Below are 20,426 nucleotides of genomic sequence, written 5' to 3'. Positions count from 1 at the left end.
CCATGACATTACCTCAGCGCGGCCTGACGCGCCGCCAGTTTGGTGCGGGCCTCGCATCGCTCGCCACAATGGTCGCGACCACAGCCAGGAGTGAGGCGGCCTTGCCTGTTATCGACACCCACGCCCATGTCTTTCATCGCGAGCTCAAGCTCGCGCCGGGCCGGCGTTATGCGCCCGATTACGACGCGCCGCTGTCGCTTTATCTCGAGCAGCTCGACCACAACGGCATGACCAATGGCGTGCTGGTGCAGCCGAGCTTCCTCGGCACCGACAATTCCTATCTGGTCGACTGCCTGAAGCAGACCAACGGCCGCCTGCGCGGCATTGCCGTCGTCGATCCAGCTGTCTCTGCGGACGAGCTGCGCACGCTCGACAAAGCCGGCATCGTCGGCATCCGCCTCAATCTCGTCGGCCAGCCCTTGCCCGATCTCGCGGCGAGCGAATGGAAGGGATTGCTCGCGAGCGTGAAGGCGATGGGCTGGCAGGTCGAGATCCAGCGCAACGCCTCCGATCTCGCTGTGCTCGCGCCGCAGCTGCTCGATCTCGGCGTCACCGTCGTGCTCGATCACTACGCGCTGCCTGATCCGAAACTTGGCGTCGCCGATCCCGGCTTTCAGTCCGTGCTGAAGTTAGGGGCGACGAAGAACGTCTGGGTCAAGATCTCGGCGCCGTACCGCAACGGTGCTGCGGGCGAGAGTTTTGCCAAGGAGGCCTATCCGCTGCTCCGCAGTGCCTACGGCCTCGATCGTCTGCTGTGGGGCAGCGACTGGCCGCACACGCAGTTCGAAGCGACTCAAACGTACGCGAAGAACCGAAAATTCCGCGACACGCTGATCGTCGATGAGCGCGAGCGCGCGCAAGTGCTGGCATCGCCGCGACCTCTGTTTCGCTTCTGATCTCTCTTCCGCGATTGCTCCGATTGCTCCGAATTTTGGGGCATGACGGGCGATGTTGAGTGGCTTGTAGAGTGCTGCGCGAGGCGGCCGGTTTGTTGCCGCCATTTGCGTGAGGATTTTACATGCAGCGCCGCTACATCACCGTCGACGTGTTCACCGACCGCGCCTTCGGCGGCAACCAGCTCGCCGTGGTGCTCGACGCGGGCGGACTCTCCACGCAGCAGATGCAGGCGATCGCGACCGAGTTCAACTATTCCGAGACGACCTTCGTGCTACCGCCGCGCGACAAGGCCAACGACGCCGAGGTGCGCATCTTCACGCCTGTGAGGGAGATGCCGTTCGCCGGCCATCCGAATGTCGGTACCTCCTTCGTGCTGGCGAGCCTCGCGAAAGAGCCGAAGCCGCGATTGCTGTTCGAGGAGATCGCCGGGTTGGTCCCGGTCGATATCGTGCGGGAGCAAGGAAGGGTGATCAGCACCGAGCTCACCGCGCCGCAGCCGCTGTCGCGACTGGCGGAGGTTTCCGCCGCCGACGTTGCGGCCTGCATCTCGCTGACGGCTGATGACATCAGGACCGATCACCACGCGCCGCAGGTCGTCGGCGTCGGAACGCCGTTCCTGGTGGCGGAGCTGCATTCGCGCGATGCGCTCAAGCGGGCGCGGCCCGACGCGGCTGCGTTCGGCAGGATATTGCCGCGCGACGATGCCCGCTCGGTGTGGTTCTATACGCGCGACGTGCCCGCATCAGAGGCGCCCTGCGAGCGGCAGGCGCGCATGTTCATGCGCGGCGCCGGCGGTCTCGCCGAGGATCCCGCCACTGGCAGCGCCACGGTCGCGGCCGCCGCGCTGTTCGCCGATCTCGATCCCACGCGCGACGGCGAGTTGAAGCTCACGGTCGGCCAGGGTTTCGACATGGGCCGGCCGAGCCTGTTGCTGACGCGCGTGCGCAAGCGGGACGGCAAGATCGTATCAGCGCATGTCGGTGGCAGTTGCGTACAGATGATGGAGGGGACGTTCAAGCTGGCGGGGGAGGGGTGAGGTGTCATTCCGGGGCGCGCGTAGCGCGAGCCCGGAATCTATCGGGCCGCAGTGACGGTGGAGGAATGGATTCCGGGTTCGCGCCAAGAGGCGCGCCCCGGAATGACAGTGTAGCTACACCTGCCGCCCCGCAAGATTCCTCACTGCCACCCCGTCGCGCTCCTCGATGATCTCCGCGATCATCTGGCGGTGGCAATGGGTGTGGTCGCGCTCGTAGCAGAGCAGGCAGACCGGGCCGGCCTTCTTCACCAGCGCCGAGAGCTCGTCCATCGCTTCCCTGGCCTCAGGCGCCTTCAAGTGCTTTGAGAAGATCTTTTCCAGCACGTCGTATTGTCCGCTGCGCGCGGCGAGGCGGCCTTCCTTGGGCGTGCCCAGCGCTGCGAGGTGGACATAGGCGATGCCGCGCTCATCCAAGCCTGCGGCAAGCTGCTTCTTGGAAAAGCCCGGCCGCCGCGACGACGTCACCGCGCGCACGTCGACCACGAGCTTGACGCCGGCCTGCTCCAGCTCGTCCAGCACGGCCTTGGGCGGCGTCTGCTCATAGCCGATGGTGAAGAGCTTTTTCGCCCTCGCCATGAATGATCCTCAGCTCACCCGCGCGATCAGTTCCATGGCGCCGTGCGGCGCGCGCACCTTGCCCTCGTGAATGACGTAGGCGAACACGTCGCGCGGATCTTTCTTGGGCTTCGCCTTGTCGACCTTCGGAAGGTCGTCGGGTTCGCCGCCGTCGGCCCAGGCCTGGAAGCGGTCGGCCCAGGCGTCTAGCTGCTTCGGCGGATAGCAGGTCTTGATCTCGTCATTGCCCTTCTGGAGCCGGGCATAGACGAAATCCCCGGCGACATCGGCGATCGCCGGATATTTGCCGTGCTCGGCGAACACCACAGGCGTCGCGAACTCGCGGATCAGCGCGATGAAGTCGGGCGCGCAGAAACTGTCGTGGCGCACCTCCACCACGTGGCGCAGTGCGCGGCCCTCGAGCTTGCGCGGCAGCAGCTCCAGAAACTTGCCGAAATCGGCGCCGTCGAATTTCTTGGTCGGCGCGAACTGCCAGAGCACGGGGCCGAGATGGTCGCCGAGTTCCAGCACCCCGGAATCATAGAACCGCTTGATGGAATCGCCGGCCTCGGCGAGCACGCGGCGGTTGGTGGCGAAACGTGGCCCCTTCACTGAGAACACGAAACCCTCCGGCACTTCGGCTGCCCATTTGCGAAAGCTCTCCGGCTTCTGCGAGCCGTAATAGGTGCCGTTGATCTCGATCGAGGTCAGCTTCGAGGCCGCGTAGGACAGCTCCTTCGCCTGCGTCAGCTTCTCCGGATAGAACACGCCGCGCCAGGGCTCGAAGGTCCAGCCGCCGATGCCGATGAAGATGTTGCCGGATTTTTTGGTCGCGGTTTTTGCTTTGGCCACGGGGGATCTCGCATCGACGGGAAGGGGAGGCCTGCATCCTAGTCAAACCAGAAGTGATTGGCCAGTTGCGGTGTCCCGTCTAAGCTGACAGAGAAATCTGCGCAAAAAGGAGAACAAGATGCGGATGCTGATGCTGGGAGCGGCGCTCGTCATGATGACATCTGCTGCCACGACATCTGCGGCCATGGCGGATGACGACGACGCGAAGGGTGCGCAGAAGCTCGCCATGCAGGGCCGCGACGATTACTGGCATTGCCTGGCACGGGAATATTCGCGCGACAGCAATCAGGGACTATCGGAACGGGATTTTGGAAAGTCGGTTTCGGGGGCCTGCCCATCGGAGCGGCAATATTACCGGGTGGCGCTGCTCGACTATCTGACCTCACAGTATCCGACCATCGAATCCGGCGCCCATCTCGCGACCGCGAACAGGGCGGTGGAGGCGGCGCAGAAGGACATCGTGACTGCCTTCGTCAAGCACCGGCCGCCAGCAAAGTAGGGAGTGGCGAATGGCCAATAGCGAATAGGGCAGGAAAGCCAGCCTTCGTCATTCGCTACTCGCCATTCGCTATTCGCCCCTCCGCGGAGGGCCCTTCCGGCCGCGCGTTCATCCGTGGTAATACTGGGCTGATCTGGAGCAGGGGCGGGTTCGCATGTCGTCTGAGTCGGTAGGTGGCATCTTTGGCGCGATCGTCGCGGCGGTCGTGCTTGCGGTTGCCGTCGTCTTCGGGCCGATCGGGCAGTACGGCAAGCCGCCGAAGCCGGCCAAGGTCGAGCCGGCCGCCGTGGCGCCGGCAGCCCCAGTGGCGCCGGCGCCGCGGGGCCCGGTGATCCGGGAAGTCCCGAACCAGTAATGGCCGAAAAAGAGCTCCTGGCCCCCCTTGCGAAGCGGCCGTGTCGTCCCCATTTGGTTGATAACGGCAACGTTGAGTAACAATCTCCGTTGCTGAGACGACCTTGGAATAGCTTGGGCTCGCGCCGGATGTACGCGCGGTCCGCCATTCCGGGGTCGTTGGCATTTTAGGGCCCGTTTGGGCCGTTCCCCCAGACCCCCGGCTTGGCATCGCAGGACGCGACGGTTATACGCTGCCGTCATGAATGAAGCGATCAGACCGGGCGTCCACAGCCAGGCCCAAGAGGGGCCGGAACTGTCGATCATCGTCCCGACCTTCAACGAGCGCGACAACGTCACGGTGCTTTACCGGCGGCTGGAGGCGACGCTCGTCAACGTCGCCTGGGAAGTCGTGTTCGTTGACGACAATTCGCCCGACGGCACCTCAGAGGTAGTGCGGGCGCTGGCGCAGCAGGACAGCCGTGTGCGCTGCATCCGCCGCGTCGGCCGCCGCGGCCTGTCGGGCGCCTGCATCGAGGGCATCCTGGCCTCCAGCGCGCCTTACGCCGCCGTGATCGACGCCGACCTCCAGCACGACGAGACGCAGTTGCCGAAGATGCTGTTGCTGCTCGCAAGCGACCAGGCCGACCTCGTGGTCGGCAGCCGCTACATCGAGGGCTACAAGAGCGAAGGTTTCAACAAGCAGCGCGCCGGCGCCAGTGCGCTGGCGACCGAGGTTGCGAAGAAGATGCTCCGGGTCGAGATCGCCGATCCCATGAGCGGCTTCTTCATGGTCCGCCGCGACCGTTTCGAGCAATTGGCGCCAAAGCTGTCGGTGCACGGCTTCAAGATCCTGCTCGATCTCGTCGCAAGCGCGCAGGGCAATTTGCGCGCGGTCGAGATTCCCTACACGTTCGGCGCCCGCCAGCATGGCGAGAGCAAGCTCGATTCCATGGTCGCGCTCGACTTCCTCGGCCTGGTGCTGGCGAAGCTGACCAACGACATCGTCTCGCTGCGCTTCATCCTGTTCGCGATGGTGGGTGGTATCGGCCTCGTGGTGCATCTCACCACGCTGTTCATCGCGCTCCAGCTGATCAAGGTACCGTTCGCGGAGGCGCAGGCCGCCGGCGCCATCGTCGCCATGACCACCAATTTCATCCTCAACAACTTCCTCACCTATCGCGACCAGCGGCTGAAGGGCTTTGGGATCCTGCGCGGCCTGATCATGTTCTACATCGTCTGCAGCGTCGGCCTGCTCGCCAATGTCGGCGTCGCCTTCTCGGTCTACGACCAGGAGCCGATCTGGTGGCTGGCCGGCCTCGCCGGCGCGCTGATGGGCGTGGTGTGGAATTACGCGATGTCCGGACTGTTCGTCTGGCGCAAGAAATAGCGCGTCAAGGCTTGCAAGGAAGCTTGTATGGGCGGGGCTGACGCGCGGATCGTCCGCAATACGGCGCTGGTGATCCTTGCGCTGGTCGCATTGCGGCTGGTCGCGGCCGCGTTCACGCCGATCACCTTCGACGAAGCATATTACTGGATGTGGTCGAAGAACCTGGCGGGCGGTTACTACGACCACCCGCCGATGGTGGCTTATGTCATCCGTGCCGGCACAATGATCGCCGGCGATACCGAGCTCGGCGTCCGTCTGGTCTCGATCCTGCTCGCGCTGCCGATGAGCTATGCGATCTATCGCTCGGCCGCGATCCTGTTCGGCGGCGCCCGCGTGGCGGCGACCAGCGCCATCCTGCTCAACGTGACGATGATGGCCTCGGTCGGCACGCTGATCGTGACGCCGGATGCGCCGTTGCTGGTCGCCTCCAGCTTCGTGCTGTTCTTCCTCGCAAAAGTGCTGGAGACCGGTCGCGGTGCCTGGTGGCTTGCGGTCGGCGCCGCGGTCGGCGCGGCGCTGCTGTCGAAATACACCGCGATGTTCTTTGGCGCCGCGATCCTGATCTGGCTCGCGGCGGTGCCAAAACTGCGGCGCTGGTTTCTCTCGCCATGGCCCTACCTCGGCGGCCTCGTTGCGCTTGCGCTGTTCTCGCCGGTGATCCTCTGGAATGCGGATCATCACTGGGTCTCGTTCGCAAAGCAGCTCGGGCGCGCCAGGATCGAGGATTTTCGCCCGGTCTTCATTGCCGAGCTGATCCCGACCCAGATTGTGTTTGCGACCCCGCTGGTCTTTATCCTCGGTGCGATGGGGCTGCATGCGCTGACCTGGCGCCGGGCAGGCGCGCTCGCCTCGCGCGTGCTGATCGAGACGCTGTTCTGGACCATCGTCGCCTATTTCGTCTGGCATTCGTTGCACGCCCGCGTCGAGGCCAACTGGTTTGCGCCGGTCTATCCGCCCTTCGTCGTCGCGGCCGCCGCCGCGGCCAACCTCGTGCAGTGGAAGCCGCGTGCGCGACGCCTGGTGGATTTCTGCCTGCGCTGGGCCGCGCCCACCGGCATCGTGATGTTTGCCGCGCTGATCCTGCAGGCCAATACGGGTTGGCTATCCGGCTATCGCCGCGATGCGACGGTGCGCAGCGTCGGCGTCGGCTGGCGCGAGCTCGCCTCCGGTATCGAGGCGGCACGCGTCCGCGCAGGTGCGACCTGCGTGCTCACGCCGGATTACGGCACGACGGGCTGGCTGGCCTTCTATCTGCCGCGCGGCACCTGCGTGGTGCAGCAGAACCAGCGCATCCGCTGGGTCAACATGCCCGAGCCCGATCCAAAGCTGCTCGCCGGCAAGCTGATCTATGTCGACGAGCTGCGTCCCGACGGCCATCCCGCTCTCAACGACCTCTTTACGCAAGTGAGCCGTGTCGCCGAGCTGCAGCGCAAGCGTGGGCCGCTGGTCGTCGAAACCTACGGCGTCGATCTGCTCGAGGGCGCCAGGGGCGACGTGCTCGACCGTTCGCCGCCGCCTGAACTCACGCCCTGACCGGAGCGGCACCTTACGCCGCGAGCTGCGGGGCCGGCCAAAATCCCGTCATTCAGCAGCGGGGAGTTTCGATCACAGGATCTTGCCGTTGATCGACAACTCCTTGATCCTCTTTTCCCAGTCAATCAGGGCGCGGTACCAGCCCAGTGTGTGGGTCGTGGGATCGTCACCACTCACGACGCCTCGCTCCAAAGCCTGCTTTATCTCCACGATACCTTCGTGCACGCGGGAGGATGGATCGAATTTCAGGCGCTGAATGATCTTGGCAAAGGACAAATTGTAAGTTCGCTTGTCCGTCGCATCCGGGATCGTGTGGGTGACGATGTTCGGAATGATGTCCTTGACGAAGTTTGCGAGCTGCTTGATCTGATAGTTGAGATCGTCGCCGCCGACGTTGAAAGTTTCCCCGGACACGACTGACGCGTCGCTCTCGATGCCCATCATCAGGGCGCGGCAGACGTCGCGAACGTGGATGAACGGCCGCCACTGCTCGCCGCCTCCCATGACGTAGATGACTCGCTCTTTCCAGGCGCGCAGTGTCATGACGTTGATGGCGAGGTCGAAGCGCATGCGCGGAGCCAGGCCGAACACGGTGCTGTTGCGCAGGATGACCGTTTCGAACGTGTCGCTTTGCAGCTTACGCAGTTCGTCCTCGACGTGAAGCTTGCTTTCGGCATACAGCGTCTGTGGGCGGCAGACTGCGTGTTCGTTGAGCGCCACTTCCTGGCCGTGGCCGTAGACCGATGCCGAGCTCGAATAGACATAGCGGCGAACGCCAGCCTCCTTGGCCGCGCGGGCCAGACGAACGCCCCCCTGATGGTTGATCGAGACCGTGAGTTCGGGGTCGATTTCGGCGGAGGCGTCGTTGCTCAGCCCGGCCAGATCGATGACAGCGTCCATGCCCTCGAATTGCGTGGGGTCCACGGTGCGGATGTCGTCGACGAGCAGCTTGATATTCGGGTGGGAAGTCGCCTGCGTGAATCGATCCTTGCCAAAAAAACCTCGATCGAGCGCAACCACCGAATATCCGTTTTGGGCCAGCATCTGGCACAGGGGAATACCGATATAGCCTCCGGCTCCAGTGACGAGAACTTTCTGCATTTGTTCGACTTCTGTGTCCTTGGGGTCATCGCATGAGATGCGATCTTTTCCTGCAACGAAGACTTGCTTCCGTTTTACGCGGATTGGCGCACGCACTCGATGGCGGCTACGATGAGATCGCATTCCTCGTCGGTCATGTCGTTGTAGACCGGGAGCGCAATGACGCTGCAAGCGATCCTTTCCGTCACGGCCAATTTCACCGCTTTATGCGCGGCGTAAGCCGTCATGTGATGGCAGGGCGGGCTGTAATACTTCCGGACGAACACGTTGTGCTTATCGAGCGCCGAGGCCAGGGCCTCCCGGTCGAGTCCGAATTCCGCGGCATCAACGACGACCGGCAGGTATAGCCAGTTGGATTGTACGCCTGCGGGCTCGTGGCCGACCTGCAAGCCGGGAATCCGGGAAAGGCCGATCCGCATGCGCTCGACAGCGCGGCGGCGCGTTGCAATGGCCTGCTCGAACGTCTTGAGTTGCTCGAGACCGATGATGGCCGATATCTCCAGCATCTTCCCGTTCAAGCCTGCCTCGTGACAGTCGGCACCATCGACTTGCCCGAAGTTGCGCATTGCTTTGACGCGCGCGAGAAGTCCTGCGTCGTGGCTGCAGACGCAGCCGCCTTCCATCGTCGAGAAGGCCTTGGTGGCGTGAAAGCTGAACATCTGCGCATCTGCGAAGCCGCCCACCAGTTGGCCATTGACGCGCGTGCCGAACGAGGGCGCGCTGTCGACAAGGAATTTCAGCTTGTGGCGCTCGGCGATGCGGGCAAGCGCGGCGTAATCGCTGGCGACCCCGTAAGCGTCGACAGCGAGGATGGCGACGGTACGGTCCGTGATCCTGCGCTCCACGTCGTTCGGGTCTAGGCGCATGGTCTGGTCATCGAGGATGTCCGCAAACACCGGTTCGGCGCCGGCCCATCTGACAGCATGCGGCGTGGCGCTGAACGTGAATGACGGCACGATCACTTCGCCGCCCGCGATTCCCGCAGCCCGCAGCATGGCCATCATGCCGATCTGGCCGTTGCAGAAAACGAGTGTCGGGACGCCAAGATAGTCGCTCAGGCGCGCCTCGAACTCGACGACCCAACGCGAATTGTTGGTGACCTGGCCGGTTTCCAGCGCCTTCTCGAAAGCGGTTAAGAACTGCTCCGTTCTTGGAAACCTCGGGCGTACGATATGGAGCGGACTCTGGGCCTGGGGCTTCGGAAGTTCGGGCGGGAGCGCGTCACTCATCTCGAGTCCTGGTTATCGATAAGGTCCGTGACTGATTATCGATACAGAGCGAAACTTGCGTGGAGCATTCCTGTGCAGCGGGAGTCCGTGATTGACATGCGTTTTGGACTAGCCGCGACTGTAGCGAATCATATTTGAGTAAGTCTCACCGCTATTCATTCGCAACGGTGCTTTTCGCATATGAAGAACTTCGTCATTAATCTCGATCGCTGTCCGGAAAAATATCAACGCTTTCTGGAGCGGAACGCAGGTTGCGGAATCGCTTTCGAGCGTTTCTCTGCGACCAACGGGCTGGAGTTGACGGATCAGGAAGTGATGGCAATGCGACTTGTCGCCCCCGGTTCGATGTTCACCAGGGGAGCCGTTGGCGGTGCCGCTTCGCTATGGCGGATACTGAATTGGATCGCCGGGCAGAATGAACCCGCCCTTGTGTTCGAGGATGATTGTACACTCCGTCACGACATCATCGCGCGCCTGCAGGCGCTTCTTCCGTCCCTTGAAAACTGGGATCTTCTGGTGCTCGGCTGCAATACGGATTCCGTACTCGATCTCGAGCTGGCACCGGGCATGAAGTCGATGATGATCTTCAGGCCGCAGCGCCCCAATGACCAGAGCGAGGCGGCTTTCCAGCGCGCGAATTCCCATGTTGCCGCGCTCCGGCTCAACACCTGCTTTGGTCCTGCTGGAAACCTGATATCTCCGGCAGGAGCGAAGCGCCTCCTGGAGCTGTGTTACCCGATGGACAACCGGCCGGTCCAAATCGAGGCACTTAACAATCGCGTGCTGCCGACGATCGGTCTGGATGGGATGGGCAATAGCGTCTATCGCTTCATGCAGGCGTATGCTTGCTTCGCACCACTCGTGGTGCCGCGCAATGACAACTCGACTTCGACGACGTTCACTCACGACGCGCGCGCCTGGGGCCTGGCCCAGGCGAACCCGATGGGCGTGGGGAGCTGACGAAAGCAAATTGAGAGCCGCTCGTCATCGCCCGAGATCATTTCGCGCGACCCGGCCGGGTGCTTGGTCTGCCGATATACTCCGATATGGATCGGGTCGTCTTGAGCGAAGTTTGCGAATGAATGTCTTCACAGTAGCAGGGCGTCACACACGATGAAACTCGCGATCATGCAGCCGTATTTTCTGCCCTACATCGGCTACTATCAGCTGATTGGTGCTGTCGATCTTTTCATTGTTTACGACAACATCAAATATACGAAGAAGGGTTGGATCAACCGCAATCGGATGCTGCTCAACGGAACGGACGCGATGTTTTCGCTTCCTTTGAAGAAGGATTCGGATACCCTGGATATTCGCGACCGGGAGTTGGCGGCCGATTTCGACCGTGAAAAACTGCTCAATCGATGGCAGGGGGCCTATCGAACCGCGCCCTTCTTCGACGAGACCTTTCCGCTTCTGGAAAAGATCGTCGCCTTTGAGGACTCCAATCTATTCCGTTATCTCTTCAATTCGTTGCGGATGACCAGCGAGCATCTGGGTTTGAAGACCACCTTCAAGATCTCGTCCGAGGTTCCCATCGACCATTCGCTAAAGTTTCAAGACAAAGTGCTGGCCTTGTGCGAAGCGGAGGGTACGCAAAGATATATCAACGCGATCGGTGGCCTGGAGCTCTACGATTCCGCTGCTTTCAGCGCTCGCGGAATCGATTTCAGGGCGCTTCGGGCCAGACCGTTTCCCTATGAACAATTCGGTCAGCCGCATGTGCCATATCTTTCGATCGTGGACCTGCTGATGTTCAATTCAGTTTCGAAGCTGAGCCAAATCATAGCGGAGAACTATGATCTGGTTGACGGGGCGTAGATTCCCTGAGCTGCCGTATTCGTTTTCCCGCTATGGAAGATGGCGCCCGATCCCGGGCCCGCGGCGTCACTCGATCATGACGCGCGCTTGTTTCACCGACTTCCGATTCCCGGCAGCGCTCGCGCCGCGTCCGTCCCGAAGAACTCCCACATCAATTGACGAGCTACTCGAACACGACGTAACTCTGCTGCGGTGAGATCGTACTGCGGCAGATGCGATATCCTTCGGTGCCCCATGCCTCGCGCAATGCCAGGGTTTCTCCGGGATTTTCGGCCAGCACCAGCTCATCAAACCCGACGATGCTGTTCTTCGCCAGATAAGGGCGAATGAGCTCGAGGCATTTCTTCGTCGGCTCGTAGAGATCGAGGTCGAAATACGCCAGCGCGATGATCGTCTCGGGGTGCTTTTCCAGATATCTGGGGAGAGTTTCCGTGACATCGCCCTTGACGAGCTCGAACTTGCGGATGTGGCTGCGCGGCGCAAGTCTTTCCTGCGCCGACAGGATCTCGGCAAGCACGTCCTCGTAATTCGGCGTGACGCTGAGCCCGCCGACTTTCAAGGCGTCGAAATCACCGTCTTGCGGTGCCACCGACGGGAAGCCCTCGAAGGTGTCGAAGCCGACAACCTTGCGGCTCATGTTGTAGGGCTCGTAGATGTGACGCATCGTCGTGAACAGCGCCATGTTTTGTCCCCAGCGCACGCCAAACTCCATGATGACGCCATGCGTGTGCAGCGCCTTCGAATAAAGATCATGCATGAAGAGAATACGCGCCAGCGATGGGCGATTCAGGAACAGGCCGAGATTCGCGTGAAATTCACGCGGAGGCAGCGGCGATGCCTTCATCAGTTCCTGCAACCGGCTATAGGCAGCCACTTCGTCCAGGGCGGCATAGGTGAAGTTCTGCGCGTCTTGCGGATCGTTTGATGTCATAATCTGCGTCCGAAATACAGAGCCAATTGAATGTGAAGTTTCATCTTGATTCGAAGGAAACGCAACGCGAGTTGCGGATCAACGGATGCCTCGTGGCCGCGAGAGGATCTCAATCCGCGAGCCGCCTGAGATTTCTCGCGCCGGTCTTCAGTCCGCCATAGTAGTAGTCGTGGAAACCCGCGGCCTCCATCAGGTCGAATACCCTTTGCATGTTGTACTCGACACGATGCACCGCAAAGCTCTCGCCGTCGAAAGTCGCAAACGCAGCCCGTGGATCGCCGTCGCGCGGCTGCCCGACGGATCCCGGATTGCAATAGGTCTTGTCGGCGAAGCGGTGGATGCTTTGCACGTGGGTATGGCCGCTGACGAAGTTGGCGCCGGAGAGGCGCGCGAAATAGTCCTCGTTGGGGTCGGTGAGGTACTCATCGATCGGATCGCCCCATCCGGCGTGAACGACCTGGACATTCCCGATGTGCATTTGCAGGCGAAACGCCCTCAGCCAGTTCACGTTCTCGGACGTGATCATCTTCCGCTGATAGACCAGACACTCGTTCACGCTCTTGGATCTGGTGCAGAAACCGCCGAAGCCCAGGTACCAGTCATGGTTGCCGATAACGCTTTGGATGCCGCGCCGTTTCAATTCGTCGCAGCATTCGTTCACCTGGGAATAATAGCCGACCACGTCGCCCACACAGAAGATCTCGGCGACGCGCATGCGATCGAGCTCGGCGAGGACCGCCTTCAGCGCCTCGAAATTTCCGTGGATGTCAGAGATGAACGCTATCGTCATAGAAGATGAAATCCTCGGTATAGCGGACGGCTCTGCCGCGCTTGATATCCGGTTGGACCGGCATCCGTTTCTCGATGGCCATGTCGACCGCCATCAAGGCTTCGTTGTAGCCAAAGGCGGCGCGGATCGACGTGGATGACGAAATCCTCGGATTGATCTCGAGCAGCTTCAGGCCGCGGTCCGTCTTGCGAAACTGAAAATTGGTCGGCCCGATCGGAGAAAACGCCCTGCACAGATCCTGGATGGCCTCGGAAAAATCGGCCTGATTGACGACCTCGGCCTTCTCTGTGAACCCATCCTTGGAGAGCTTTCGCCGAAGCGCCATGAAGGCCGAATAGCCCCCACGGCCATCGCAAAACGCGGACACCGTGAACTCCTCATCGTCGCGCCCGATGACGGGCTGCCCCATCAATGTCGTCTTTGTCGCGGGAGCAATTTTGGCAAACTGCTCGGCAGTCTCGACCACCACGATACCCTTGGAGCCAAAGCCCCGGCGTGGCTTGAGCAAGAAGGGGAGGCCGCATTTCTCGCTGAGGAAATCGAAGTCCATCTCCAGATAGCTCGGGATCGCATAAGGCAACTTCAGTTCCAGCTGCCGTTCATAGAACGCCCATTTGTCGGAGCATCTGGAGATCAGCTCGAGCGAATTGAGGGCGACCTTGGTTCCGGTCGCCTCAATTTCGGCGACGTGATCCGCCCATTTGTACATGTCGGCATCGATGCCGGGGAACGCCACGTCGACGTGATGCTCGCGCAGCAGCGCGAGAAGGCGATCGAGGTAGTCCGCCGCGTCCGTCCGGGGCACGACTTCAAAAACGTCGCAAAATCCCTGCGCGACCGAGTCGGTATAGATCGAGGTGCCGATGAGCGTCATCGATCGCTTCGACATCCTCAGGGAGCGCAAGATTCCGTAACCGACGATGCCGCTGGCGCCGGAGACCAATATCGTCGTCACGACGCCAACCTTCGGTGAGCCGCTTCCATCTGCATAGCCTTGCGCCATGGATATGCGGGGAGAATAATCAATCAGCCGGAACAGCGTCTCGTCGCAAGCAAAACCGTTGCTTGGGATGTCGGGCTTGTCGCGCAGGAGGCGGACCTTGCTTTTGCTGTCAAACGCGGAAATGGCCGCCGCCGCGATTTGAGAATAGGTGACGTTGTCGGGGTTGACGCAGCGATAGACGCCTTCGAGCTTCGTCGTCATGACGGCCGAGATGATGTTTGCCATGTCCTGGGCATGGATGAAGTTTCTCACAGCGTCATTCGAACCGAAGAAGTCGATGTCTTCATTCCTCTGGGCCTTGTCCATGATGGTGTACAGGAATGGCTGATGTTTGCGAAACTGCTCGCCCACACCATAGATCCGAGAAGGCTTCAGCACCGCGATCGGCAGCCGAAGCTCTCGGCCGCAGAATTGTGCGACGTCCTCGGAATGCCTCTTTGAAAGCGAGTAGGCGCCGAAGAAAGGAGAGTCGTTGTCGAGATCCGCAAAGATGCTGGAGATGTGCACGAAATGTTTTGTGTTGGCCTTTGAGCTGGCATAACAGAGCCTCATCAGGCCAAGCACGTTGACTTCCATTGCTTGCAGGGTGTCGGAAAAGTCCTTGCCGCCAAAAGCTGCGGCCATGTTCACGACGCAGTCGATCCCGCCAGGGATTTGAATGTCGTGCGAACGGAGGTCCAGCTCGGCATCGCAGCCCTTGCGGCCAGCCGTCAACACGTCGCACCGGTTGCGAAGGACTGGGATCATCGCCTGTGCCAGCGAAGAGGTTCCCCCGACGATCAACACTCTCATGGGTGCGCCTGGTGGTCCGGCGTGAGCTGAGCGAGAAGTCCGCAGGAGAGTTCCGGATAGTCGACGCCCATCTCGCACAAGGCCTGAATGATCTTGGTGTCGAGATTCAACGACAGGAGCTGACTCGTCGCGAAGGGCTTGAGATAGATGCCTTCCATCTTCTCGATCTTGTAGCCGGCATCGTTCACCAGCTTGGTGAGCGAATTAACTGTAAAATACCGCTGATGCCCCAGGACCTGGTCGTTCTCCGAAAGAGCCTGCATGTCGGGCAGCATTCCCGCAAGATTCCCGAGCCTTCGGTTCATGACCTCGGCATTGGGGACCGCCACAAACAGTTTGCCGGCGGGCGCGAGAAATTTCCTGAAGCGGTTCAGGATCAAAAGCGGGTCGTCGACATGCTCGAGGATGAACCCCATGACGATAAGGTCGAATCTTTCGTCCGTGTCGAACTCCTCGAAGTAGGTTTCGACGAGTTCGCTTTTGTTGCCCGGAAATCTGAGCTTGAAGTGTTCGATGACCGCGGGCGATCCTTCAAGAACCACATGGCGGCCGGGTCCGCCTGAAAAGATTTCGGTGGCAAATCCGTGCCCCAGCCCGAGATCCAGGACGGCGCGCGGACCCTTGACGACACCCGCGATGCGCTTCGGGTACCAGGTCAGCGCAATCTCGTTGTCGAAATCGTAGATGTTCTTGCCTTCATAGGCGGCGACGTGGACATCCAATCGACCGTTCATGGGTTCTCTCTTCCCAAACTCGATGCGCCATCGGACGCCTGGTCCGCAGGCATATCAATCGCTCCCTTGATTCGCCACGCGCCGGCGTGGTGAGGCGAAGGCAGTGTCAAGCTTCACGCAAGCTGCAAGCGGGATAGTGAGAAGCGGCAACCTTCCTGCAGTCTCGGGATTCGGGTTGCTGCCCGCTCTCCTTTGATCCGGAAGGTCCCCGATGAATTATCACGACGGCACTCTCGCAAGAGCAGACGAGATTTCGACAGGGCCGTCTTCGTTGACGCGGGATGAGTACTACCAGATCTGCCTTCGACACCTGAAGACAGGCGAGCTCGAACAGGCCGAAGCCCGTTGCCGGGAAGGGCTGGCCTCGGACGCGAACCATGCCGGGCTGCTTCACCTGATGGCCGGTGTGTCTCTGCTCAACGGGAATTACGATGCCGCCCTCGAGTGGGCCGGTCGCGCCCTCACCAATGAGATGAAGGCGACTTATCTCGCAACGTTCGGGACGGCTCTGCAAGGCAAGGGGCTCCAGGCAGAGGCGCTGGAGGCGTTTCAGCGCGCGGTGGCGCTCGACCCCGTTGACCCCTCAATCTGGGAGAATTTTGGCAACGCATTGAACAGGGCGGGGCATGCCAACCAGGCGAGCCTTTGCTTTCTGATCGCGCGCGCGTATCAGAAATTGCCGTTCCTTGCGGAGTGCTGTTCTGCCCCTCGCAGCGGCTGGAATGCTCTGACCAGGCAGTTCAATCCGCATCTTCGGAGCCACCCGGGATTGCAAGAAGCCCGCGATCCCATTCACTGCTTCTGGTCGAACGCGCCGCTGAGCGAGATGTCGCGGCTCTCGCTTCAGTCGATGGTCCGCCAGGGCCATCCGGTCAAGCTGTACACTTACGACAATATCGACGCCATGCAGGCACGTGTGCCGCCCGGCGTCTTGGTGGTCGACGCGGCAAACCTCGTGCCGGGTGCGATCTACCAGCATGCCGTTCTGAACAGCGAGATCCGCTACTTCAGCGACATCTTCCGCTATGCCGTCCTTCATGAATTCGGCGGCTGGTGGCTCGATACGGACATCGTGCTGGTGAAGCCCCTGGATTTTGGCAGGGAGCACGTGTTTTCGACGCAATGGTCGGGAGTCGAGGACGGGCATGTGTGCACCGGCGACGCGATGCGCGCACCCAAGGGCTCGCCTCACATGGCCAATCTGTATGCGCTGTCCCTGCAGCGGCTCTTCAGCGAAAAGCGCGTCGAATACGGCGCGGTAGGGCCGCTGTTGCTCAGCGAATATCTGCTGGCAGGTGACGAGGAACTCCAATCCTCGATTCTGCCGCCGACCACCTTCAACGCGATCGACTGGCGTGAAGTGGACTTGTTTGCCGCCGAGGGCCGGGCGGGCTTCGATCTCTTGAGCGATCCCCGTGTGACGGGTGTCCATCTCTGGGGAAAAATGTGGGCCGAGAGGGGGCTGCGCTTCGATGCGGTCCCGGAGCAGAGCGTGGCAAGTTATCTCAAGAAGCTGGTGCTCGAGCCGAACTGGTTGACGCAGCTTGCGGCGAAATACGACTCCGACAAGGGCGCAATCTGCAAGGGCCATCTAGCCCATCACTATACGCGAATCTATCACGAGCTGTTCCGATCGAAGGCGCTCGAGCCCATTCGCATCCTGGAAATCGGTCTGTGCCGAGGGCGGGTCGAAGGCTGGACCCAGGATCAGGTGCCGTCGCTGCAGATGTGGCTGGACTACTTCCCGAATGCCGAGGTCATCGGCGCCGACATCGAGGACTTCAGCTGGTTCTCCCATCCGCGGGTCAGGATCCATCGCGTCGATCAGGGCGACCGGACCATGCTGGCGGAGCTCGCAAGCAAAGAGAACGCGCTGGACATCGTCATCGACGACGGCTCTCACGCCTCGGTGCACCAGCATCTGACGCTCGGCGTGCTGTTTCCCTCGCTGAAGCCGGGCGGCTTTTTCGTGATCGAGGATCTCGATTGGCAGCCGCCGGAGATTCCGTCCAATGGCGCGCCCCTGGTCAAGGATGTGCTCAACGCCATGAAGGTGAGCGGCTCGTTCACCTCCAACGTCATGACCGAGGCCGAAGCGAAGCTGATCTCGGACGAAGTCGACGAGATCCTCCTCAACGACAGTTTCCGCGAGTTGATGTCGCGCGGCAAGCTGGGCGGCCTTGGCGTACTGAAGCGCAAGGCGCAATAGCCGGAAGCGAGCTCGGGCCTCAGTCGATCATCTCGACCTTGGCTGCGGCTTGGCTCGGCCTGTTCTGGTCGCGCCAGAACCACACGGTGACGACGCCGGAGCGGCCTCGGATCTGCGTCAGCAGGGGGCCCGACAGGACACCGTCGGGCGCTCCGTGAAAGTCGGCCGCATCGAGCAGTGCTTCGGTCAATGCGAGCCGCGCATCGTTTTGCGCGGCGACCTCCATCAGCCGGCTCGCGAGATTGACGGTGTCGCCGTTTGCCGTGATGTGCTGGTGGCTCTCGCCGAGGCGGGAGGCGACGATCGGGCCGAAATGCGCTCCGATCTTGAACCCGAGCCGGTCGCCGATCACAGGCGGCAGTGACGCCATCCAGCGCTCGACGCCGCGATGCAGGTCGATCGCGCATTTCAGCGCGCGCGCCGCGTCATCCGGCATCGCGCTCGGCAGGCCGAACAGGATCATGGCGCCGTCACCGAGAAAGCTGGTGATCATGCCGCCGCAATCGACCGCGGCCCGGTCGATCAGCGCGTGGAATGCTTGCAGGATGTCCTGGAGTTCGTCCGGATCGATCTGCTGGCTCAGTGCGGTGAAATCGGAGAGATCGATGAACACGATGGCCGCATCCTGCCGGACGGGCTTCGCCAGGAAATTGGGATCGCGTGCCAGCCACTCCTGCACGGCCGGCGCCTGGAATTGCGCCAGCGATCGGCTCTTGGCGGCGAGATATTGCGTGCGGCGGCCTCCTGCCCACAATTGCACGCCGACCAACACCGCAACCGGTGGCACCACGGCCGCGAGCGTGGTCGCGGCATCGAGCCAGATTCCGTGCGTGAACGCGAACAGATTGAGCCCGGCCCAGGCGACCATCACCGCGGCTGCCACGATGACGCCGAGTGCGCTCCGTCGCCAGGCGAGCAAGCCCACCAGCAGCATCGGCAGCAGGATCGCGATGAGCGCATCGACGATGTGAACCTTGCGGTCGCGCACGATGCTGTCGCCGGCGACGAGATGTGTGATCGCGGTCGAGATCACCTCGACACCGGGCATCAGGGAATCGAACGGCGTCGGAAAGAAGTCGCCGCCGCCGGCAACGGCGGCGCCGATCACGACGATCCGGTTCTCGATCGCGTTGCGGTCGAGCGTGCCGTCGAAAATGCTCTGTGCGCTCACCGTGCGGATGGTGCGGCGCGGGCCGTAATAGGTGATCGGCAGCGCAAAGTCGGAGTCCGTCGGCACGGTGAGATCGCCGAGCATGAGATGGTCGGGTGCGATCGTCAGCGGCTTGTCGAGTGCACGGCTTGCGACCCGCAGCGGAAACGACAGTTCGACCTTGTCGTCTGTCCGGAACAGCATCGGCACCGAGAGCGGCGAGCCGGATTGTCCGGTCGCGACGTTGACGATACCGACATCGGCGTGATCGGCGAACATCGGCAATGGCAGCAGGAAGCGCTCGGCCTGGGGCAGGGCGGCGAGCGGCCCGGCGCTGGCCGGCGCCACGGTTTCGCTCGCGCTCGGGAAGATCGCCGCGGCGGCGAGCACCATGGGACCGGTGGCGAGCGTGTGGGCCAGTGTGGCGTCGCCGATCGCCGCGCTGCGGTCGATCAGCAGCAGGTCGATCGCGACGACCTTCGGCTTGAACTGCACGATGGTGTCGACCACGCGGGCGAGATCGGCGCGCGGCAGCGGATAGGTGCCGCCGCGTTTCACCACGGTGTCATCGATGGCGACAATGGTGACGAGATCGGGCGGAGCCTGCACGCCGCGGACCTGCGTTCGCCAATCCGTCAGCGTCGCCTCGAGCCGATCGAGAAAGCGCAGATGACCGTTGGCGTGGCCAGCATAGATGCCCGCGCCCCACAGCGCGGTGAGGACAAGTGCCAGCAGGGTTTGAACGCGTCTCTTCATACCGTCGTACTGCATTCTTCTTTTTGTTGTCGGGGCCTGCCCGAGCAGGTCGTGACGACCGAGTTTGATTGGCCGAGTCTTATTGACCGAGCCTTATTGGCCAAGGCTTACTGACCGAGTCTTGCCATCAGCGCGTCGACGCGCGGCTGACCCCATGTCTTGACGGTCAGCGGACCGGTCGCTTCCACGTCGACGCCTTCGCCGGCTCCCAGCACGACGCCGCGTCCACGCGCCGCCCTGCGGGTCACGCCGACCCGGCCGTTGGCGACGAACACGGAGGTCTTGGCCTCGGCGACATCGACCGCCCATTTGGTGCCGCGCACGGCGGCGATCGCTTGCGGCGTCAGCACCCTGAAGGGATTGCCGCCGGGCTTCTTGGGCACCTCGACCAGCAGCGCCTTGCTGCTCAACTCCACGGAGTCAATATGTCCGTCGCGGTTAGCGTCGTTTAGTTCAAATCGGGCGCCGTTTTCGGCAACGATCGTGATGCCGTTGTCGCAGCGCCAGGTCTGCGTCCCTGCGGCCGATGGTGATGGCGTGCAGCCCGCATTGGCGGCAGGCTGTGCAGTTGCGGATCCGATCAACATAAATAACCACGCCAGGGCGCAAAACCCGGCGCGCGACAACCCACTCATGCCAGCCTCCGTATTGCGTGCTCGGCACAGTTCAAGGCGATGTTGATACGGTACCGTATCACGTGCAGAGGCTGCTGAAAAGTGCCGGGTTGATTAGCTATTTTTGCGCTGCGGCAATTTCCAGACCGGCGCGATCAACTTTCAGTCATGGCGCCGTGCCGCGTGAGCACTCTGTGCGCG

Annotated in this window: 19 protein-coding genes; 9 read left to right on the top strand and 10 right to left on the bottom strand. The window is 61.9% G+C overall.

The genetic code is table 11. The features are described 5' to 3' along the window. Positions 1–2: 2 nt before the first annotated feature. Together V1280_RS12675 and V1280_RS12670 are read left to right on the top strand one after the other, a co-directional pair. On the top strand, positions 3–896 hold the full coding sequence (locus V1280_RS12675) for an amidohydrolase family protein (RefSeq protein WP_334523847.1): 894 nt from the start codon (positions 3–5) through the stop codon (positions 894–896). Between the two features lie 122 nt (positions 897–1,018). After that, on the top strand, positions 1,019–1,933 hold the full coding sequence (locus V1280_RS12670; RefSeq protein WP_334523844.1) for a PhzF family phenazine biosynthesis protein: 915 nt from the start codon (positions 1,019–1,021) through the stop codon (positions 1,931–1,933). 114 nt (positions 1,934–2,047) lie between these two features. Here the strand turns inward: V1280_RS12670 and V1280_RS12665 are convergent, their stop codons facing one another. Together V1280_RS12665 and V1280_RS12660 are read right to left on the bottom strand one after the other, a co-directional pair. After that, the gene (locus V1280_RS12665; RefSeq protein WP_334523841.1) at positions 2,048–2,509 is read right to left on the bottom strand and encodes a DUF488 domain-containing protein; all 462 of its coding nucleotides are present in this window, start codon (positions 2,507–2,509) and stop codon (positions 2,048–2,050) included. 9 nt (positions 2,510–2,518) lie between these two features. Continuing rightward, complete coding sequence (locus V1280_RS12660) at positions 2,519–3,340, bottom strand: DUF72 domain-containing protein (protein WP_334523838.1); 822 nt, start codon at positions 3,338–3,340, stop codon at positions 2,519–2,521. 118 nt (positions 3,341–3,458) lie between these two features. On the opposite strand from V1280_RS12660, the gene V1280_RS12655 reads away from it, so the two are divergent. From V1280_RS12655 to V1280_RS12640, 4 genes are all read left to right on the top strand, one after another. Further along, positions 3,459–3,839: a hypothetical protein gene (locus tag V1280_RS12655; protein WP_334523835.1), complete on the top strand. Its 381-nt coding sequence runs from the start codon at positions 3,459–3,461 to the stop codon at positions 3,837–3,839. A gap of 154 nt (positions 3,840–3,993) precedes the next feature. Next, positions 3,994–4,194 carry a hypothetical protein gene (locus V1280_RS12650; RefSeq protein ID WP_334523832.1) on the top strand — a complete coding sequence of 67 codons (201 nt, stop codon included), beginning with the start codon at positions 3,994–3,996 and terminating at the stop codon, positions 4,192–4,194. Positions 4,195–4,434: 240 nt separating this feature from the next. Continuing rightward, positions 4,435–5,562, top strand: coding sequence for a glycosyltransferase family 2 protein (locus V1280_RS12645; RefSeq protein ID WP_334523829.1), 1,128 nt, complete (start codon positions 4,435–4,437; stop codon positions 5,560–5,562). Positions 5,563–5,589: 27 nt separating this feature from the next. Next, the gene (locus V1280_RS12640; protein ID WP_334523826.1) at positions 5,590–7,095 is read left to right on the top strand and encodes a glycosyltransferase family 39 protein; all 1,506 of its coding nucleotides are present in this window, start codon (positions 5,590–5,592) and stop codon (positions 7,093–7,095) included. 72 nt (positions 7,096–7,167) lie between these two features. Here the strand turns inward: V1280_RS12640 and V1280_RS12635 are convergent, their stop codons facing one another. Together V1280_RS12635 and V1280_RS12630 are read right to left on the bottom strand one after the other, a co-directional pair. Next, a complete protein-coding gene (locus tag V1280_RS12635; protein ID WP_334523823.1) occupies positions 7,168–8,196 on the bottom strand; it encodes an NAD-dependent epimerase/dehydratase family protein in 1,029 nt (342 codons plus the stop codon). Positions 8,197–8,270: 74 nt separating this feature from the next. Next, the gene (locus V1280_RS12630) at positions 8,271–9,425 is read right to left on the bottom strand and encodes a DegT/DnrJ/EryC1/StrS family aminotransferase (protein WP_334523820.1); all 1,155 of its coding nucleotides are present in this window, start codon (positions 9,423–9,425) and stop codon (positions 8,271–8,273) included. Positions 9,426–9,605: 180 nt separating this feature from the next. On the opposite strand from V1280_RS12630, the gene V1280_RS12625 reads away from it, so the two are divergent. Then, positions 9,606–10,385 carry a glycosyltransferase family 25 protein gene (locus V1280_RS12625; protein ID WP_334523817.1) on the top strand — a complete coding sequence of 260 codons (780 nt, stop codon included), beginning with the start codon at positions 9,606–9,608 and terminating at the stop codon, positions 10,383–10,385. Between the two features lie 153 nt (positions 10,386–10,538). Beyond that, positions 10,539–11,246 (top strand): WbqC family protein, encoded by a 708-nt coding sequence (locus V1280_RS12620; RefSeq protein ID WP_334523815.1) that lies wholly within the window; start codon positions 10,539–10,541, stop codon positions 11,244–11,246. A 163-nt stretch (positions 11,247–11,409) separates the two neighbouring features. Here the strand turns inward: V1280_RS12620 and V1280_RS12615 are convergent, their stop codons facing one another. The 4 genes from V1280_RS12615 to V1280_RS12600 all read right to left on the bottom strand — a co-directional run bounded on the left by V1280_RS12615 (position 11,410) and on the right by V1280_RS12600 (position 15,484). Beyond that, positions 11,410–12,177, bottom strand: coding sequence for a class I SAM-dependent methyltransferase (locus tag V1280_RS12615; protein ID WP_334523813.1), 768 nt, complete (start codon positions 12,175–12,177; stop codon positions 11,410–11,412). A 109-nt stretch (positions 12,178–12,286) separates the two neighbouring features. Continuing rightward, positions 12,287–12,967: a metallophosphoesterase family protein gene (locus V1280_RS12610; RefSeq protein ID WP_334523810.1), complete on the bottom strand. Its 681-nt coding sequence runs from the start codon at positions 12,965–12,967 to the stop codon at positions 12,287–12,289. Next, positions 12,945–14,762, bottom strand: coding sequence for an NAD-dependent epimerase/dehydratase family protein (locus V1280_RS12605; RefSeq protein ID WP_334523807.1), 1,818 nt, complete (start codon positions 14,760–14,762; stop codon positions 12,945–12,947). Before V1280_RS12605 ends, V1280_RS12610 begins: the two co-directional genes overlap by 23 nt. After that, complete coding sequence (locus V1280_RS12600; protein WP_334523804.1) at positions 14,759–15,484, bottom strand: class I SAM-dependent methyltransferase; 726 nt, start codon at positions 15,482–15,484, stop codon at positions 14,759–14,761. The genes V1280_RS12605 and V1280_RS12600 overlap by 4 nt, the downstream gene beginning before the upstream one ends. A gap of 223 nt (positions 15,485–15,707) precedes the next feature. Between V1280_RS12600 and V1280_RS12595 the strand changes: the two genes are divergently transcribed. Further along, on the top strand, positions 15,708–17,705 hold the full coding sequence (locus tag V1280_RS12595; RefSeq protein ID WP_334523801.1) for a glycosyltransferase: 1,998 nt from the start codon (positions 15,708–15,710) through the stop codon (positions 17,703–17,705). Between the two features lie 19 nt (positions 17,706–17,724). Here the strand turns inward: V1280_RS12595 and V1280_RS12590 are convergent, their stop codons facing one another. Together V1280_RS12590 and V1280_RS12585 are read right to left on the bottom strand one after the other, a co-directional pair. Continuing rightward, positions 17,725–19,611, bottom strand: coding sequence for a CHASE2 domain-containing protein (locus V1280_RS12590; RefSeq protein WP_334523798.1), 1,887 nt, complete (start codon positions 19,609–19,611; stop codon positions 17,725–17,727). 107 nt (positions 19,612–19,718) lie between these two features. Continuing rightward, a complete protein-coding gene (locus V1280_RS12585; RefSeq protein ID WP_334523795.1) occupies positions 19,719–20,246 on the bottom strand; it encodes a FecR domain-containing protein in 528 nt (175 codons plus the stop codon). Positions 20,247–20,426 lie beyond the last annotated feature (180 nt).

The organism is Bradyrhizobium sp. AZCC 2230 (assembly GCF_036924495.1).
GTDB lineage: Bacteria > Pseudomonadota > Alphaproteobacteria > Rhizobiales > Xanthobacteraceae > Bradyrhizobium > Bradyrhizobium rifense.
Note: the sequence above shows the minus strand (reverse complement) of the source record. Positions and strands in the feature narration are given on the sequence as shown.

Excerpts from the sequence above, each read along its gene's own strand:
- V1280_RS12675 (WP_334523847.1), top strand. The coding sequence starts at position 3 with ATGACATTACCTCAGCGCGGCCTGACGCGCCGCCAGTTTGGTGCGGGC.
- V1280_RS12670 (WP_334523844.1), top strand. The coding sequence starts at position 1,019 with ATGCAGCGCCGCTACATCACCGTCGACGTGTTCACCGACCGCGCCTTC.
- V1280_RS12665 (WP_334523841.1), bottom strand. The coding sequence starts at position 2,509 with ATGGCGAGGGCGAAAAAGCTCTTCACCATCGGCTATGAGCAGACGCCG.
- V1280_RS12655 (WP_334523835.1), top strand. The coding sequence starts at position 3,459 with ATGCGGATGCTGATGCTGGGAGCGGCGCTCGTCATGATGACATCTGCT.
- V1280_RS12650 (WP_334523832.1), top strand. The coding sequence starts at position 3,994 with ATGTCGTCTGAGTCGGTAGGTGGCATCTTTGGCGCGATCGTCGCGGCG.
- V1280_RS12645 (WP_334523829.1), top strand. The coding sequence starts at position 4,435 with ATGAATGAAGCGATCAGACCGGGCGTCCACAGCCAGGCCCAAGAGGGG.
- V1280_RS12640 (WP_334523826.1), top strand. The coding sequence starts at position 5,590 with ATGGGCGGGGCTGACGCGCGGATCGTCCGCAATACGGCGCTGGTGATC.
- V1280_RS12635 (WP_334523823.1), bottom strand. The coding sequence starts at position 8,196 with ATGCAGAAAGTTCTCGTCACTGGAGCCGGAGGCTATATCGGTATTCCC.
- V1280_RS12630 (WP_334523820.1), bottom strand. The coding sequence starts at position 9,425 with ATGAGTGACGCGCTCCCGCCCGAACTTCCGAAGCCCCAGGCCCAGAGT.
- V1280_RS12625 (WP_334523817.1), top strand. The coding sequence starts at position 9,606 with ATGAAGAACTTCGTCATTAATCTCGATCGCTGTCCGGAAAAATATCAA.
- V1280_RS12620 (WP_334523815.1), top strand. The coding sequence starts at position 10,539 with ATGAAACTCGCGATCATGCAGCCGTATTTTCTGCCCTACATCGGCTAC.
- V1280_RS12615 (WP_334523813.1), bottom strand. The coding sequence starts at position 12,177 with ATGACATCAAACGATCCGCAAGACGCGCAGAACTTCACCTATGCCGCC.
- V1280_RS12610 (WP_334523810.1), bottom strand. The coding sequence starts at position 12,967 with ATGACGATAGCGTTCATCTCTGACATCCACGGAAATTTCGAGGCGCTG.
- V1280_RS12605 (WP_334523807.1), bottom strand. The coding sequence starts at position 14,762 with ATGAGAGTGTTGATCGTCGGGGGAACCTCTTCGCTGGCACAGGCGATG.
- V1280_RS12595 (WP_334523801.1), top strand. The coding sequence starts at position 15,708 with ATGAATTATCACGACGGCACTCTCGCAAGAGCAGACGAGATTTCGACA.
- V1280_RS12590 (WP_334523798.1), bottom strand. The coding sequence starts at position 19,611 with ATGAAGAGACGCGTTCAAACCCTGCTGGCACTTGTCCTCACCGCGCTG.
- V1280_RS12585 (WP_334523795.1), bottom strand. The coding sequence starts at position 20,246 with ATGAGTGGGTTGTCGCGCGCCGGGTTTTGCGCCCTGGCGTGGTTATTT.